General features: G+C 65.0%; 13 protein-coding genes. 7 read left to right on the top strand and 6 right to left on the bottom strand.

Going from position 1 to position 14,594, the window contains the following annotated elements:
• Window positions 1–29 precede the first annotated feature (29 nt).
• The 6 genes from bamC to AC1RRP_RS00510 all read right to left on the bottom strand — a co-directional run bounded on the left by bamC (window position 30) and on the right by AC1RRP_RS00510 (window position 4,909).
• Window positions 30–1,121 (bottom strand): NlpB/DapX family lipoprotein, encoded by a 1,092-nt coding sequence (gene bamC, locus AC1RRP_RS00535; protein ID WP_493032197.1) that lies wholly within the window; start codon window positions 1,119–1,121, stop codon window positions 30–32.
• Between the two features lie 27 nt (window positions 1,122–1,148).
• On the bottom strand, window positions 1,149–2,045 hold the full coding sequence (gene dapA, locus AC1RRP_RS00530; protein ID WP_493032195.1) for a 4-hydroxy-tetrahydrodipicolinate synthase: 897 nt from the start codon (window positions 2,043–2,045) through the stop codon (window positions 1,149–1,151).
• Between the two features lie 73 nt (window positions 2,046–2,118).
• A complete protein-coding gene (locus tag AC1RRP_RS00525; RefSeq protein WP_493032193.1) occupies window positions 2,119–2,691 on the bottom strand; it encodes a class I SAM-dependent methyltransferase in 573 nt (190 codons plus the stop codon).
• Window positions 2,688–3,500, bottom strand: a complete 813-nt coding sequence (locus tag AC1RRP_RS00520) for an SDR family oxidoreductase (RefSeq protein WP_493033408.1) — start codon at window positions 3,498–3,500, stop codon at window positions 2,688–2,690. The genes AC1RRP_RS00525 and AC1RRP_RS00520 overlap by 4 nt, the downstream gene beginning before the upstream one ends.
• Before the next feature lie 66 nt (window positions 3,501–3,566).
• On the bottom strand, window positions 3,567–3,695 hold the full coding sequence (locus AC1RRP_RS00515; RefSeq protein ID WP_493032191.1) for a hypothetical protein: 129 nt from the start codon (window positions 3,693–3,695) through the stop codon (window positions 3,567–3,569).
• Entirely contained in the window at window positions 3,692–4,909 is a 1,218-nt protein-coding gene (locus AC1RRP_RS00510) for an MFS transporter (RefSeq protein WP_493032189.1), read from the bottom strand. Before AC1RRP_RS00510 ends, AC1RRP_RS00515 begins: the two co-directional genes overlap by 4 nt.
• A gap of 102 nt (window positions 4,910–5,011) precedes the next feature.
• Between AC1RRP_RS00510 and AC1RRP_RS00505 the strand changes: the two genes are divergently transcribed.
• From AC1RRP_RS00505 to AC1RRP_RS00475, 7 genes are all read left to right on the top strand, one after another.
• A complete protein-coding gene (locus AC1RRP_RS00505) occupies window positions 5,012–6,979 on the top strand; it encodes a DNA topoisomerase IV subunit B (RefSeq protein ID WP_493032187.1) in 1,968 nt (655 codons plus the stop codon).
• Entirely contained in the window at window positions 6,979–7,755 is a 777-nt protein-coding gene (locus AC1RRP_RS00500; RefSeq protein WP_493032185.1) for a lytic transglycosylase domain-containing protein, read from the top strand. The genes AC1RRP_RS00505 and AC1RRP_RS00500 overlap by 1 nt, the downstream gene beginning before the upstream one ends.
• Before the next feature lie 8 nt (window positions 7,756–7,763).
• Window positions 7,764–10,103 (top strand): DNA topoisomerase IV subunit A, encoded by a 2,340-nt coding sequence (gene parC / locus AC1RRP_RS00495; RefSeq protein ID WP_493032183.1) that lies wholly within the window; start codon window positions 7,764–7,766, stop codon window positions 10,101–10,103.
• Between the two features lie 30 nt (window positions 10,104–10,133).
• Window positions 10,134–11,315 carry an FAD-dependent monooxygenase gene (locus tag AC1RRP_RS00490; protein WP_493032181.1) on the top strand — a complete coding sequence of 394 codons (1,182 nt, stop codon included), beginning with the start codon at window positions 10,134–10,136 and terminating at the stop codon, window positions 11,313–11,315.
• Between the two features lie 51 nt (window positions 11,316–11,366).
• On the top strand, window positions 11,367–13,025 hold the full coding sequence (locus AC1RRP_RS00485; protein WP_493032179.1) for a HAMP domain-containing sensor histidine kinase: 1,659 nt from the start codon (window positions 11,367–11,369) through the stop codon (window positions 13,023–13,025).
• 6 nt (window positions 13,026–13,031) lie between these two features.
• Window positions 13,032–13,706, top strand: a complete 675-nt coding sequence (locus AC1RRP_RS00480; RefSeq protein WP_493032177.1) for a response regulator transcription factor — start codon at window positions 13,032–13,034, stop codon at window positions 13,704–13,706.
• Window positions 13,707–13,905: 199 nt separating this feature from the next.
• On the top strand, window positions 13,906–14,589 hold the full coding sequence (locus tag AC1RRP_RS00475; protein WP_493032175.1) for a carbonic anhydrase family protein: 684 nt from the start codon (window positions 13,906–13,908) through the stop codon (window positions 14,587–14,589).
• Window positions 14,590–14,594: the final 5 nt, after the last annotated feature.

Raw genomic sequence — 14,594 nt, 5'->3', positions numbered from 1 at the left:
CGTACACGGCGCAAGGCCGTGCCAGGCTCTCAGCGCAGATCGTCGGTGATGACCTGCAGGATGCGCTGGGCGTTGTCCGACATTTCGGGCGCGCCCTCGGCATTGAGCACGGACACGGTACTGCTGTCGCCTTGTCCGCGCACCGTGATGCGGTATTTCTGCGGGGTCTTGTCCTTGGGCGTGCCGCTGAACATGCGCGTGAAGAAGCCGGGTTCTTCCTCGCCCGGTTTCCTGGGTTCGACGTAGCGCACGAAATAGATACCCTGGCTGCGGTCGCGGTCCTCGACGGTGAAACCGGTGCGGTCCAGCGTCAGGCCGACACGGCGCCAGGCGCGGTCAAAACCTTCGCTGACCAGCACGACGGGCTGACCGTCGCGTGTGTCCAGACGAGATGTACGGCGAGGCGCCAGGGCAGCCTGCTGGTCGGCTTGCTGGCTGGGCGCCCCGAGCTTGATCATCAGGCGGCGCAGCATCTCCACTTCCATCTCGGGGTCGGTGGCGCGTGGCTGCCAGGCGAGTTTTTCCTTGCTGGCATCGGTATAGACCTCTTCCAGGCCGCGCTGACTGATGAAGATATCGGTGCCACCCGCGGCATTGCGTTCCAGGCGGGTACGGTACTTGTCCAGCATGTTGGTGGAGAACATGGCGCCGATGATCTTGCCCAGCGTGCGGCGCATGAAGTCCTGCGGCAGCTTGGCGCGGTTCTCGGCCCAGTCGGTTTCCATGATGCCCAGCTGGGCCTGTTCTGTGATCAGCGTCAGGCCGGCCTCCTGCCAGAACTCCTTGACCAGGGGCCAGAGCTTCTCGGCGGGCTGGTCGACCACCAGCCAGCGCTGCCCACCGACGCCATCGATGCGCATGCCAGGGTAGGCCGCCACCGCGATCGCATTGGCGGCGACGCCCTGTGCGGCGCTCGTGGCGTTCTGGTAGCCGGTGGCGCTGACCGTGCTGCCCGGCGTGCTGTAACGGGTGTCACGCGGCAGCTGTGTCAGGTCGGGCGGGATCGACAGCGAGGGCGCCTTGGTGGCGGCCTTGTAGTCGACCTTGTCACCGTCCAGTGTGGAGCAGGCGACCAGCGCCAGCGGCAGGCCCAGCAGGGCCAGTTTCAATACAAGCTTCACCGGCGATTTCCTTGGGGGAGAGTTGGTTCAGATCAGGCCGGTCGCGCGCAGCGCCGCTTCGACCACGGGCTGGTTGGCTGCCGTCAGCGGCGTCATGGGCAGGCGCAGCGTGCCGCCGCAACGGCCCATGCGCTGCAGGGCCCACTTGACCGGGATGGGGTTGGGTTCGACGAAGAGCTGCTTGTGCAGCGGCATCAGCTTGAACTGGATATCCATGGCGCGCTTCACGTCGCCGGCCATGGCCGCCACGCACAGTTCATGCATCTGGCGCGGGGCTACGTTGGCCGTCACGCTGATGTTGCCCTGGCCGCCGCACAGCATCAGGGCCACGGCGGTCGGGTCATCACCCGAGTAGATGGCGAAGCCCTTGGGGACCTCACGGATCAGCCATTGGGCGCGTTCGATGTTGCCGGTGGCTTCCTTGATGCCGACGATGCCCGGCACCTGGGCCAGGCGCAGCACGGTGTCGTGCGCCATATCGGCCACGGTGCGGCCGGGCACGTTGTACAGCACCATGGGCAGGTCGCCGACGGATTCGGCAATGGCCTTGAAGTGCAGGTACTGGCCTTCCTGCGTGGGCTTGTTGTAGTAGGGCACGACCTGCAGCTGGCAGTCGGCACCGACCTTCTTGGCGAACTTCGCCAGTTCGATGGCCTCGGCCGTGGAGTTGGCACCGCAGCCGGCCATGATGGGGACCTTGCCCTTGGCCTGTTCGACCGAGACGCGGATGATCTCGCAGTGCTCGTCGACGTTGACGGTGGGCGATTCCCCGGTGGTGCCAACCACGCCGATGCAGTCGGTGCCTTCGGCGACGTGCCAGTCGATCAGTTTGCGCAGTGTGGGGTAGTCGACGCTACCGTCCTCGTGCAGGGGGGTGACGAGGGCAACGATGCTGCCGGTGATCTGGCGATGGGAGGAGGTCATGTCCGCAGAGAGTTAAGTTCAGGCCAAAGAGGCATTCTACCGAGGGTGGGCTTCGGCCCCGCAGGGCAGGGCCTCAGAGTGGATAACGCGCCGGCGCGCTGGCCGTGGACAGGCCTGTTTCGCGCACGGCTGCGATGCGCTGCACATAACGTTGGGGCGCGGTCAGGTAGCCGTCTTCATAGGCCACGATGCGCAAGGTGCGGCAGATCTCCAGCAGTTCGCCGGGGCGCAGCAGGAAGTCCGGGCGCGAGGGCTTGCCGACGGTTTCATTGCCCGCGGTGAAGGTTTCGTAAATCAGGACCCCACCCGGCGCCAGGCTTTGCAGCAGCACTGGAAATAGCGCACGCCAGAGGTAGTTGGTGACCACGACGGCGTCGAAGGCCTGAGGCTGTCCGTCCCGCAGCAGGGGCCAGGGTCCGTTCTCGATATCGGCCTGCAACATGGTGCCCAGGGGCGCCACGGCGGCGATCGCCTCAGGCGAGCGGTCCACACCGGTCACAGGGTGGCCGTGCTGGGCGAACCAGCGCAGATGACGGCCATGGCCGCAGGCCACGTCCAGTACGGTGCCGCCGGGGCGGACCAGATACGACCAGCGCTGGACCCAGGCCGAAGGCGCCTCCGTGCCGTGCACGGGAGGGAGACTCATCGCGGCTTGACCTCGTCCTTGAGCGCGGCCAGGGCCATGCGCTCCACCAGGCCGGGGGCCAGCAGCTTGAGGTAACGCCCCAGCTTGCCCTTGGTGCTCATCACGACTTCGCGTTGGCGGCGGTTCATGCCATCGAGGATGAGGCGGGCGCAGATCTCCACCGGCATGGCGTCGTCTTCCTTCAGGCCGCTGGAGCCGGCGGCCACACCGGCCGCGTTGAGCCCGCGGTAGCGGATCTGCGTGGCCACCACGCCAGGATAGGCCGTGGTGACGCTGACGCCAGCGGGCTTGAGTTCGGCGCGCAGCGCCTCAAAGAAGCCCGTCATGGCGAACTTGCTGGCACTGTAGGCCGTGCGTCCTGGCACGCCCACCAGGCCGGCCAGGGAAGAGACGGCTACGACCTGGCCGCGGCTGGCCTTGAGGTGGGGCAAGGCGGCGTGTGTGCACCAGACGCTGCCCCAGAGGTTCACGCGCATCAGGTCCTCGTACCAGCCCAGGTCTTCGGGTTGAACCTGCTCGAACAGGGCCTGGGCCGAGACGCCGGCGTTGTTGACGAGGGCATCGAGCCAGCCGAATCGCTCTACGCTGCGCTCGATCAGGGCGCGGCACTGGGCGGGATCGGTCACATCGGTGGGCACGACCAGCACCTCGCTGCCATGGCCGCGGCATGCGCTGGCCACTTCCTCGAGCTGGGCTTCCTTGCGGGCGGCCAGGGCCAGGCCGGCACCGGCGCCATGGCGTTGCGCCAGCTGGCGCGCCAGTTCGGCGCCGATGCCGTCGGAGGCACCGGTGATGATGAATGTCTTCATGGTCTCGGGCTTCATGGGCCGAGTTTGCCACGTGCCGCCCCCGGTCGGGGGGCGGGATAGTCCCGATCAGAAACAGGACCAGAGCTGGTCGGCCAGGGTCAGCAGGAACTCGGGTCGGGTGTAAAGCGCGAACACGGCCAGCAGCAGGACCAGGGCCACGCTCCAGACCAGCAGCTGACGCGGGAGCTTCTTCATGCCGCCTGCGGTGAGCGCCGGATCGCGGCTTCGCGCACCGGCAGGTTGACCAGGGCCGCGGCCACGCCCAGGCCGATGGCGATGTACCAGACGATGTCGTAGCTGCCCGTCTTGTCGTAGAGGTAACCGCCCAGCCAGACGCCCATGAAGGAGCCGACCTGGTGGCTGAAGAAGACGAAGCCGCCGAGCATGGAGAGGTGGGCCACGCCGAAGATCTGCGCCACGATGGCGTTGGTCGGTGGCACCGTGGACAGCCACAGCACACCCATGACGGCCGAGAAGACGTAGACGCTCATGGGGGTGAGCGGCACCAGCAGGAAGACCGTGATGGCGATCGAGCGGGCGAAGTAGATGAAGGCCAGGATGTTCTTCTTGGCCAGGCGCTGGCCCAGGGTGCCGGCGATGTAGGTGCCAAAGACATTGAACAGGCCGATCAGCGCCAGCGAGTAACTGGCCACCTGGGGTGAGAGTCCGTGGTCCTTGAGGTAGCTGGGCATGTGCACGCCGATGAAGACCACCTGGAAGCCACAGACGAAATAACCGGCCATCAGCAGCTGGAAGCTCGGGTAGGCGAAGGCTTCGCGCAGGGCCTGCAGGATGGATTGCTCGCGCTTCGGGGCCGTGCCGGCGGCAAAGCTCGGCTCATGCAGGCCCCAGGCCAGCGGGATGATGAGCAGGGCCGCCATGCCCAGCGCCATCAGCGCCTGTTGCCAGCCCAGGCTGCTGATGAGGAAGCCTTCGACCGGCACCATGAGGAACTGGCCGAAGGAGCCGGCCGCGGCGGCCACGCCCATGGCCCAGGAGCGTTTGTCGAGGCTCACGTTGCGGCCGATGACGCCGTAGATCACGGCGTAGGTGGTGCCGGCCTGGGCGATGCCGATCAGCACGCCGCAGCTCAAGGCGAACAGCAGGGGGGTAGGCGCGTTGGCCATGCCGATCAGGCCCAGCGCATAGAGGATGGCGCCGGCGATGATGACCTTGAAGGCGCCGAACTTGTCGGCCAGCATGCCGGCGAAGATGCCGGCCAGGCCCCAGGTGAGGTTCTGGATGGCCATGGCCAGCGCGAAGGTTTCGCGCGTCCAGCCCTGGGTCTGGGTGATGGGCTGCAGCCAGAGGCCGAAGCCGTGGCGTATGCCCATGGAGAGGGTGACGATGGCGGCGCCGCAGATCAGCACCTGGGCCATGGAGAGAGTCTTGTTGCTATGTGTGCTCATCGTTGAAATGTAGCGAATTCGGCCCTTGCCTGCCGGGAGGGCTCAAGTTGTAACTGTATGTTTATCCAGTGAACGCCGTGACTGGGTCTACAATTCCGCGCCATGGCTGTCAAACCCACCCCCGAATACTCCGAAGGCTCCATCCGCGTCCTCAAGGGACTGGAGCCGGTCAAGCAGCGTCCCGGCATGTACACCCGGACGGACAACCCGCTGCACATCATCCAGGAAGTGCTGGACAACGCGGCCGACGAGGCCCTGGCCGGCCATGGCAAGAAGATGGCCGTGACCCTGCATGCCGATGGCTCGGTCAGCGTCGAGGACGACGGGCGCGGCATCCCCTTCGGCCTGCACCCCGAGGAAAAGGCCCCGGTGATCGAGCTGGTCTACACGCGACTGCACGCCGGCGGCAAGTTCGACAAGGGGCAGGGCGGGGCCTACAGCTTCTCGGGCGGCCTGCATGGTGTGGGCGTGTCCGTCACCAATGCCCTGTCCAAGCGTCTGCAGGTCAGCACCTACCGCGAGGGCAAGGTGGCGACGCTGGCTTTCTCGGGCGGCGACGTGGTGGAAAAGCTCAGCACCCGGGCCCAGGCGGCAGGCGACCGCAAGCAAGGCACGACGGTACGCGCCTGGCCCGATGCCAAGTACTTCGAATCCGCCGCCCTGCCCATGGGTGAACTCACGCACCTGCTGCGCAGCAAGGCCGTGCTCATGCCCGGCGTGACGGTGACCCTGACGGTCGAGAAGACCAAGGAGACCCAGACCTGGCTCTACAAGGGTGGCCTGCGCGACTACCTGATGCAGTCGCTGAGTGCCGATCCGGTGATCCCGATGTTCGAGGGCGAAGGGTATGCCGAGAACAACGACAGCTTCGCCGAAGGCGAGGGCGCGGCCTGGGCCGTGGCCTTTACCGAAGACGGCGCGCCGGTGCGCGAGAGCTACGTCAACCTGATTCCCACCAGCGCCGGTGGCACGCACGACAGCGGCCTGCGTGACGGCCTCTTCACCGCCGTCAAGAGCTTCATCGAACTGCACAGCCTGCTGCCCAAGGGTGTCAAGCTCTTGCCGGAAGACGTGTTCGCCCGCGCCAGTTATGTGCTGAGCGCCAAGGTGCTGGACCCGCAGTTCCAGGGCCAGATCAAGGAGCGCCTCAATTCGCGCGATGCCGTGCGCCTGGTCTCCAGCTTCGTGCGCCCGACGCTCGAACTCTGGCTCAACCAGCATGTCGAGTACGGCAAGAAGCTGGCCGAACTCGCCATCAAGGCCGCGCAGACGCGCCAGCGCGCGGGCCAGAAGGTCGAGAAACGCAAGGGCTCGGGCGTGGCTGTGCTGCCGGGCAAGCTGACCGACTGCGAAAGCCGCGACCTGAACCACAACGAACTCTTCCTGGTCGAGGGCGACTCGGCCGGCGGCAGCGCCAAGATGGGCCGCGACAAGGAAAGCCAGGCCATCCTGCCCCTGCGCGGCAAGGTGCTCAACACCTGGGAGGTCGAGCGCGACCGCCTGTTCGCCAACACCGAAATCCACGACATCTCGGTCGCCATCGGGGTTGACCCGCACGGGCCTGACGACACGCCGGATCTGAGCGGCCTGCGTTATGGCAAGGTCTGCATCCTGAGTGATGCCGATGTGGACGGCTCGCACATCCAGGTGCTGCTGCTCACGCTGTTCTTCCGCCACTTCCCCAAGCTCATCGACTCCGGCAATGTCTACGTGGCGCGCCCGCCGCTGTTCCGCGTGGATGTGCCGGCGCGCGGCAAGAAGGCGGCGAGCAAGGCCTATGCCCTGGACGAGGGCGAGCTCACCGCGATCCTGGACAAGTGCGCCAAGGAGGGCGTGGCCAAGGAGCGTTGCCAGATCAGCCGCTTCAAGGGCCTGGGTGAAATGAACGCCGAGCAGCTCTGGGAGACCACGCTGAATCCCGACACGCGTCGCCTGTTGCAGGTGCGCCTGGGCACTTTCGACAATGCGCAGACCGAGACCGAGATCACCAAGCTCATGGGCAAGGGCGAGGCTGCGGCCCGGCGTGAGCTCATGGAACTGCACGGCGATTCGGTGGAGGTGGACATCTGATGTCTTCTCCGGCATACCGTCCCCTCGTTGCGCTCCTGGGGCTGCTGGTGCTGCTGTGGCAGTCGGCCGCCTGGGCCGACGTCTGGGCCTATGTCGACGACAAGGGTGTGCCGCACTTCGCAGCCGAGCAGCTGGACGAGCGCTACGCGCTCTATTTCACGGACCAGGCGCCCGCGGACGCCACCCGTGCCGGTGCCGTGCCCATGGCCCCCACGCGCCTGCATGCCTTCTTCGAGATCTCGCCGGACTACAAGGCAGTGCGCCACCTGCTGCGCGAGGCGGCACGCGAGCACGACATCGACTACGCGCTGCTGCAGGCCCTGATCGCCACCGAATCCGGCTTCGACGCGGCGGCCGTCTCGCCCAAGGGGGCGGTCGGCCTTATGCAGGTCATGCCGGCCACAGCGCGCGGCTACGGCTTGGAGGACCAGCGGCGCCGGCCGGTGGCGCGCCAGCTGGCCGATGCGCGCATCAACATCCAGGTGGGCAGCCAGCACCTGCGCCGCCTGCTGAAAAAATTCCCGGATCGAGTCGATCTGGCGCTGGCGGCGTACAACGCCGGCCTGAAGACCGTGCGCCGTGCCGGCAACCAGGTGCCGCCCTATCCCGAGACACAGAACTACGTGCGCACCGTGCTGGCGCTGTATGCCGTGCTCAAGCCGGCGGCCGACAAGACCTTGCCCCGACCCTACCCGCAGCGTGAACGTGACGAGTTTGCCCGCCTGGACGACGTGGCTGAACCCGGTGCTGCCCTGAAACGCGACAAGAGTTACTGAAGAAACCGATGGATCAACCTACCCTCGATTTAGCGGCCGATCCGGCCGGCGACGACGCCCTGACCCTGGCCCACTACGCACAGCGCGCCTACCTCGAATACGCGCTCAGCGTGGTCAAGGGCCGGGCCCTGCCCGATGTCTGTGACGGCCAGAAGCCGGTGCAGCGCCGCATCATGTACTCGATGTCGCGCATGGGCCTGGGTTACAGCGGTCCCAACAGCAACACGGCGGCCAAGCCGGTCAAGAGCGCACGCGTGGTCGGCGACGTGCTGGGCCGTTTCCACCCGCACGGCGATCAGGCGGCCTACGATGCGCTGGTGCGCATGGCGCAGGACTTCGCGCAGCGTTACCCCTTGATCGACGGCCAAGGCAACTTCGGCAGCCGCGACGGTGACGGCGCCGCGGCCATGCGTTACACCGAAGCGCGGCTGGCCAAGATCAGCACCTTGCTGCTCGACGAGATCGACGAAGGCACGGTGGACTTCCAGCCCAATTACGACGGCTCCACCGAGGAGCCGAAGCAGTTGCCGGCGCGCCTGCCCTTCACCCTGCTCAATGGCGCCAGCGGCATCGCCGTGGGCCTGGCCACCGAGATCCCCAGCCACAACCTGGGCGAGGTCGCCGCGGCCTGCGTGGCCCTGATCAAGAACCCGAAGCTGGCCGATGGTGAACTGCTCGACTTGCTGCCGGGCCCCGACTATCCCGGTGGCGGCCAGATCATCAGCCCGGCGACCGACATTGCCGAGGCCTACCGCACCGGTCGCGGTTCGCTCAAGGTGCGTGCGCGCTGGAAGATCGAGGAACTCGCGCGCGGCCAGTGGCAGCTGGTGGTGACCGAACTGCCGCCGGGCGTGAGCACGCAGAAGGTGCTCGAAGAGATCGAGGAGCTGACCAACCCCAAGGTCAAGGCCGGCAAAAAGGCGCTGACGCCCGAGCAGAACCTGCTCAAGGCCACCGTGCTGGCGGTGCTCGACGTGGTGCGCGACGAGTCCAGCAAGGACGCGCCGGTGCGCCTGGTCTGCGAGCCCAAGACCAGCCGCATCGAGCAGCAGGAACTGATCACGACCCTGCTGGCGCACACCAGCCTGGAGACCTCGGCACCGATCAACATGACCCTGGTGGGGCTGGACGGCCGGCCCACGCAGAAGACGCTGCGCCAGATGCTGGAGGAGTGGATTGCCTTCCGCCAGACCACCATCGAGCGGCGTTCGCAGCATCGCCTGGACAAGGTGCTGGCGCGCATCCACATCCTCGAAGGCCGGCAGCTGGTGCTGCTCAAGATCGACGAGGTCATCGCCCTCATCCGCAACTCGGACGAACCCAAGCCGGCCTTGATCGCGCGCTTCCGCCTGTCCGAGCGCCAGGCCGAGGACATCCTCGAAATCCGCCTGCGCCAGCTGGCCCGGCTCGAAGCCATCAAGATCGAGCAGGAACTGAAAGAACTGCGCGAAGAGCAGAAGAAACTCGAAGACATCCTGGGCAGTCCGGCAGCGTTGCGCCGCCTCATGGTCAAGGAGATCGAGGCCGACGCCAAGGTCTTCGGCGATGCACGCCGCACCCTGATCCAGGCCGAGAAGAAGGCCGTGGCCGAGGTGAAAGTGGTGGACGAACCGGTGACCGTGATCGTCTCGCAGAAAGGCTGGGTGCGCGCGCGCCAGGGCCACGGCCATGATGCGGCAAGTTTCGCCTTCAAGGCCGGTGATGGCCTGTACAGCACCTTCGAATGCCGCACCGTGGACACGCTGCTGGCTTTCGGCAACAAGGGTCGGGTCTACTCTGTGCCGGTGGCCAGCCTGCCCGGCGCGCGGGGCGACGGTCAGCCGGTGACCACCCTGGTCGAACTCGAAGCCGGGACCCAGCTGGTGCACTACTTTGCGGGCGCACCGGCGGCCTGGCTCCTGCTGTCCACCTCCTCGGCTTACGGTTTCCTGGCCACGGTGGAGAACATGAGTTCGCGCCAGAAGGGCGGCAAGTCCTTCATCAACTGCGGCGAGGACGACACCGTGTGCCGGCCTTCGCCGGCCAACGTGCCGCCGCAGCCACCGGCCACGCACGTGATCTGTGCCTCGAGCGGCGGGCGTATCCTGACGTTCGAGATCAGCGAACTCAAGCCCATGCCCAATGGCGGGCGCGGCCTGATGCTGATCGACCTGGAGCCCAAGGACACCCTGGCCGGTGCCGCGGCCTACACGCGCAGCGTGAAGATCGAGGGGCTTGGCCGTGGTGGGAAGGAACGCGACGAGACGCTGGAAATCCGCAGTCTCAACAACGCGCGTGCCGCACGTGGCCGCAAGGGCAAGGCGGCCGACCTGGGCTTCAAGCCGACCTCGGTGGTCCGCGTCGAGTAAGTCGCCAGCCATCGGGCAAAATCAGACCCGATGCATACCGACGTACTGATTGCTGGCGGCGGCATAGGCGGCCTGGCCGCCGGGCTGGCCTGCTCAAAGGCCGGCTGCCATGTCCGCCTCTATGAACGCGCCGAAACCTTTGGCGAGGTGGGGGCGGGCATCCAGATGGGGCCCAACGTCGTGCGCGTGCTGCAGGGCTGGGAGCTGGACAAGTCGCTTCGGCAGGTGGCGGCTTTCCCCGACCGGCTGCAGGTGCGGCACGCCCTCAGCGGGTCTGAGCTGGGCGTCTTGCGCCTGGGGCAGACCACGGTGCAGCGTTACGGCGCGCCCTATGCCACCATCCATCGCGCCGATCTGCAGCAGTTGTTGCTGAATGCCTTGCAGCAGCGCGACGCCGTCTGGTTGCACACCGGCAAGACCGTGAGCCGTTATGTGGAGACCAACGGCGCGGTCGGCCTGAGCCTGGATGACGGCTTGGACGTCGAAGGCGATGCCCTGATCGCGGCTGACGGCCTGTGGAGCCGGGTACGCGAACAACTCCTGAACGACGGTCCCCCGCGCGTGGCCGGGCACCTGGCCTATCGTGCCATGCTGCCGCAGGCCAGCCTGCCGGCAGCACAGCGCAGCCAGCAGGTGACCGCCTGGCTGGGGCCGCGTCTGCACGTGGTGCAGTACCCCGTGCGCGGCGGCGAGTGGCTCAACGTCGTGGCCATCGTGCACGGGCATGTGCAGGGTGGGCTGGAGGATTGGGACCATGGGGCCAATGCGGCCGACCTGCAGGCCGCGCTGGGACGCACCTGCCCCGCCTTGCGCGACCTGATCGCGGCCGTGCCGGACTGGCGCCTCTGGGTGCTGTGCGACCGTCCGCCCCTGAGCGCAGCCGACCAGATGGCGCGCGGCCATGTGGCGCTGCTGGGGGATGCCGCACACCCCATGCGTCCTTATCTTGCCCAGGGCGCCGGTATGGCCATCGAGGACGCGGCCGAACTGGCGCGCCAGGTGGCGCTGGTGGATGGCGTGCTGGACGTGCCCACGCTCTTGCAGCGTTATGCGCTCAACCGCTGGCAGCGGTGTGCGCGGGTGCAGGCCCGCTCCATCCGCAATGGCGAGATCTTCCATATGGAGGGGCCCATGGCCTGGGCGCGCGATGCGTCGCTGCGCCTGCTGGGCGAACGCCTGCTGGATCAGCCCTGGCTTTACCGGTTGCACTGAAACCAGGAAGCTGAGCGAAAGGCCTATCATCGCCAGTCAGGCCGATTCATCTTGCCCATCATTGCGGTCGTGCCGGCAGAGGAAAGCGTATGGCGTATATCGGACCTTTCGATCATGTATAGAAGAAAACTGGTTCTGGCATTTTTCTCGCTGTCCGGTCTGATGGTGGTTCAGGCGGCACTGGCGTACTGGATTGTTCGACAAGTCCAATACCACGAGTTTCGCAGCCATATCGCGCATGACATGCTCACGCGCTACACCAATATTTCAGCGGACAAACAGCGACTCAAAGTCTGGTATGCGCAATTGCTGCTGACGGGACAGGCTCCGGAGGGGACACGTGACGCTCTTCTGATCAATATCGACCAGAATATCGATACCCTGCGCCAGCTCGCCGGGGTGCAGGCCGAATTGGGTCGGGATCCTGCTAGGGTCCAGGCGAACAGTCTGCTCAATCTTGAAACCCTGGCTATTCTGGAGACGAACTTCTCCAACTTCAGTGAGCGGGTCAAGCGCACGAACGAAGAGGGTGCCATCGAAGACAAGAAGCTGATCTGGAACGAGGTGCTGCGGATGTTCGACATGGCGAACCGCCATGACGTGCGCATACTCCTGACCCAGGCGATCGAGCAGCAGACCCTGATCAACCGCGAGGCCGACGAAGATGCACAAGCCGTAATCCTCAGCAGCAACCGGATGATCGCCGGCATGATCGTACTGACCTGCCTGGTGGCGGTTTTCATGGTGTGGTATTTCACACGCAGGCTGAAGCAGCCGCTGGATGATCTCTTGCTGAGTACGCAACAAATGCAGAGCGGACATTTTGATCTTGAACAGCCGGTGGTTGTCCCCCAGCGCCGGCAGGACGAATTCGGCCAGCTCGCCAGAAGTTTCAATGCCATGGCGCTGGAGATCCACACCACGCGATTGCGTGACAAGGCTAAGCATGAAATGCTGGAAGCCGCTGTTCAGGAGCGTACCGCCCAGCTCTCGCGTGCCAATGCCGATCTGGTTCATGAAGACGCGCGCAAACGCCAGCTGTTTGCGGATCTGAGCCATGAACTGCGTACGCCGGCCGCCGCCATTCTGGGCGAGGCCGAGATCGCGCTGCGCGGCGATGACAAGGCGTCAAGTGACTATCGCCTGGCGCTGAACAACATCGCCAGCACCACACGGCAGCTCTCGCAAAGGATCAGCGAACTGCTCCTGCTCGCGCGTGAACAATCCCTGACTACTGGAATCCGGCTGGTTCGGGAGCCCTTGTTGCCGATTCTGGAGGAGGCCGTATCTCAAGCCCGCTCCATTGCCGAGGGGAGTGGGGTCATCGTCGCTGCGGTAGAGGCTCCTGCAGGGGACCTGGCGCAGGAGGTGAAGACGGACGCGCCCAAGCTGCTGCAGATCCTTATGGTGATCTACGATAACGCTGTGCGCTACAACGCCGAAAGCGGTGTCGTGCGAACTGCGTTTTGCGTCTCCAAGTCAGGAGTAGACATCATCATCTCCGATACCGGCATTGGTTTGCAGGATAGCGAAAAGGCTGAGATATTCAAACGCGAATTCAGGGGGACCCAGGCTCGGCGCATGCGCGCGGATGGCGCGGGTCTGGGGCTCGCTATTGCCAAGACCTTGGCCGACGCGCTGGGTGTGAGCATCCATCTTGAAAATCAGGTCGGTGGCGGATGCCGAGCCGCCGTGCGCCTGCCCCTGTGAGGCCCTATGCACATTCTGGCGATTGAAGACGACCGCCGCGTAGCGGATTTCCTGTCCCGGGGCCTGCGCGCCGAGGGCCATACCGTGCAGATGGCGAGCAATGGTATCGACGGCCTGGCGCTGGCTCGGCAGGGTGAGTACGCCGTGATTCTGCTCGACATCATGCTACCGGGGATGAACGGGATAGAGTTGTGCCAGACCCTGCGCAACGAGGGTCGGAGAGTCCCGATCCTGATGCTCACGGCCATGAGCACCGTAGAAGACCGGGTGCTCGGCTTGCGCTGCGGCGCCGACGACTACCTAGGCAAGCCCTTCGCGTTTGAAGAGTTGCTGGCCCGCATCGATGCCCTGCGCCGCCGGAGCAGTACCCGCAGCGGTGATGAGCAGATGCTTACTGTGGCCGACTTAGTGTTCGATCGGGAAAAAATGCTTGTCAGTCGCGCCGGTGTGACCATCAGTCTGACGGCCAAGGAAATGGCCTTGCTCGAATTATTGATGCGTTACCCTGGTCGTCTTTACGGGCGCGAACGTATCCTGGCCAACGTGTGGGGCGTGCACGAGGACCCTCTGACCAATGTGGTCGACGTGTATGTTCGTCGCTTGCGGGCTAAGCTGGATGAAGGTGGCGCCGTGCCGTTGATCAAGACGGTGCGCGGTCTTGGCTACAAGATCGAAGCCTGAGTGTCACGCCGCACCAGAAATGTGAGCGTACCGCCTCGTTCATCAGATGTTAATGTTCCATTAATCAAGGAGTCATCATGATTTTGCTCGGATGCCCTCTAATAGCTGCAGTGGAATGAGGTGCGGGGGCGCACCGAGTCCTCTTTGTTCCCCAATGTTGTTTATTGAGAGGTTTCCCGTGCTGTCAAGACGAAAAGCGATGATTTCCCTCGGCGCGCTGTCCGGTGCCGCCCTGGCCTCCACGGCCCAGGCCAAGGAAGTATGCGAGGTGTATACCCCGGCCACGCAGGCAGCGATGACGCCAGATATGGTGCTCAATGAGCTCAAGCAGGGAAATGAGCGTTTTGTCAGCGGACGTCTGCTCAAGTGCGACTTGATGAAACAGGTCCGGGAAACCGCCGAGCAGCAATCGCCCATAGCGACTGTCGTGGGTTGCATCGATAGTCGTGTTCCGCCCGAACTCGTGTTCGATCAGGATCTGGGTGACATTTTCTCTGCACGCATTGCCGGCAACTTTGTCAATACCGACATCATCGGCAGCCTGGAATTCACGACCAAGCTAGCTGGCGCCAAGCTGATCGTCGTGCTCGGCCACAGCAATTGCGGCGCCGTCAAGGGCGCAGTTGACGACGCCAAGATGGGCAATCTGACTGCGACGCTGGCCAATATCCGCCCGGCGCTTGCCAAGCTCAACTACACCGGCGTCCCGAGTTCCAAGAACAAGGAACTGGTTCAACGCGTGGCCGACCAGAACGCCAAGGATGCCGCCAGGATGATCATGGACCGCAGCGAGGTGATCGCCAACCTGGTGAAAGAAGGTAAGGTCAAAATTGTTGCCGCCATGCACGACCTTTCGACAGGGAAGGTCAGTTGGTTCGGATGATAGCG

This window comes from Hylemonella sp. GW821-FHT12C09 (assembly GCF_058807395.1).
The sequence above is the reverse complement of the archived record's forward strand: the minus strand, read 5'-3'. Positions and strand labels throughout refer to the sequence as shown.

Bases quoted from the DNA above. Each gene is read 5' to 3' on its own strand.
- dapA (WP_493032195.1), bottom strand. From the start codon at position 2,045: ATGACCTCCTCCCATCGCCAGATCACCGGCAGCATCGTTGCCCTCGTC.
- AC1RRP_RS00525 (WP_493032193.1), bottom strand. From the start codon at position 2,691: ATGAGTCTCCCTCCCGTGCACGGCACGGAGGCGCCTTCGGCCTGGGTC.
- AC1RRP_RS00520 (WP_493033408.1), bottom strand. From the start codon at position 3,500: ATGAAGACATTCATCATCACCGGTGCCTCCGACGGCATCGGCGCCGAA.
- AC1RRP_RS00515 (WP_493032191.1), bottom strand. From the start codon at position 3,695: ATGAAGAAGCTCCCGCGTCAGCTGCTGGTCTGGAGCGTGGCCCTGGTC.
- AC1RRP_RS00510 (WP_493032189.1), bottom strand. From the start codon at position 4,909: ATGAGCACACATAGCAACAAGACTCTCTCCATGGCCCAGGTGCTGATC.
- AC1RRP_RS00505 (WP_493032187.1), top strand. From the start codon at position 5,012: ATGGCTGTCAAACCCACCCCCGAATACTCCGAAGGCTCCATCCGCGTC.
- AC1RRP_RS00500 (WP_493032185.1), top strand. From the start codon at position 6,979: ATGTCTTCTCCGGCATACCGTCCCCTCGTTGCGCTCCTGGGGCTGCTG.
- parC (WP_493032183.1), top strand. From the start codon at position 7,764: ATGGATCAACCTACCCTCGATTTAGCGGCCGATCCGGCCGGCGACGAC.
- AC1RRP_RS00490 (WP_493032181.1), top strand. From the start codon at position 10,134: ATGCATACCGACGTACTGATTGCTGGCGGCGGCATAGGCGGCCTGGCC.
- AC1RRP_RS00480 (WP_493032177.1), top strand. From the start codon at position 13,032: ATGCACATTCTGGCGATTGAAGACGACCGCCGCGTAGCGGATTTCCTG.
- AC1RRP_RS00475 (WP_493032175.1), top strand. From the start codon at position 13,906: ATGATTTCCCTCGGCGCGCTGTCCGGTGCCGCCCTGGCCTCCACGGCC.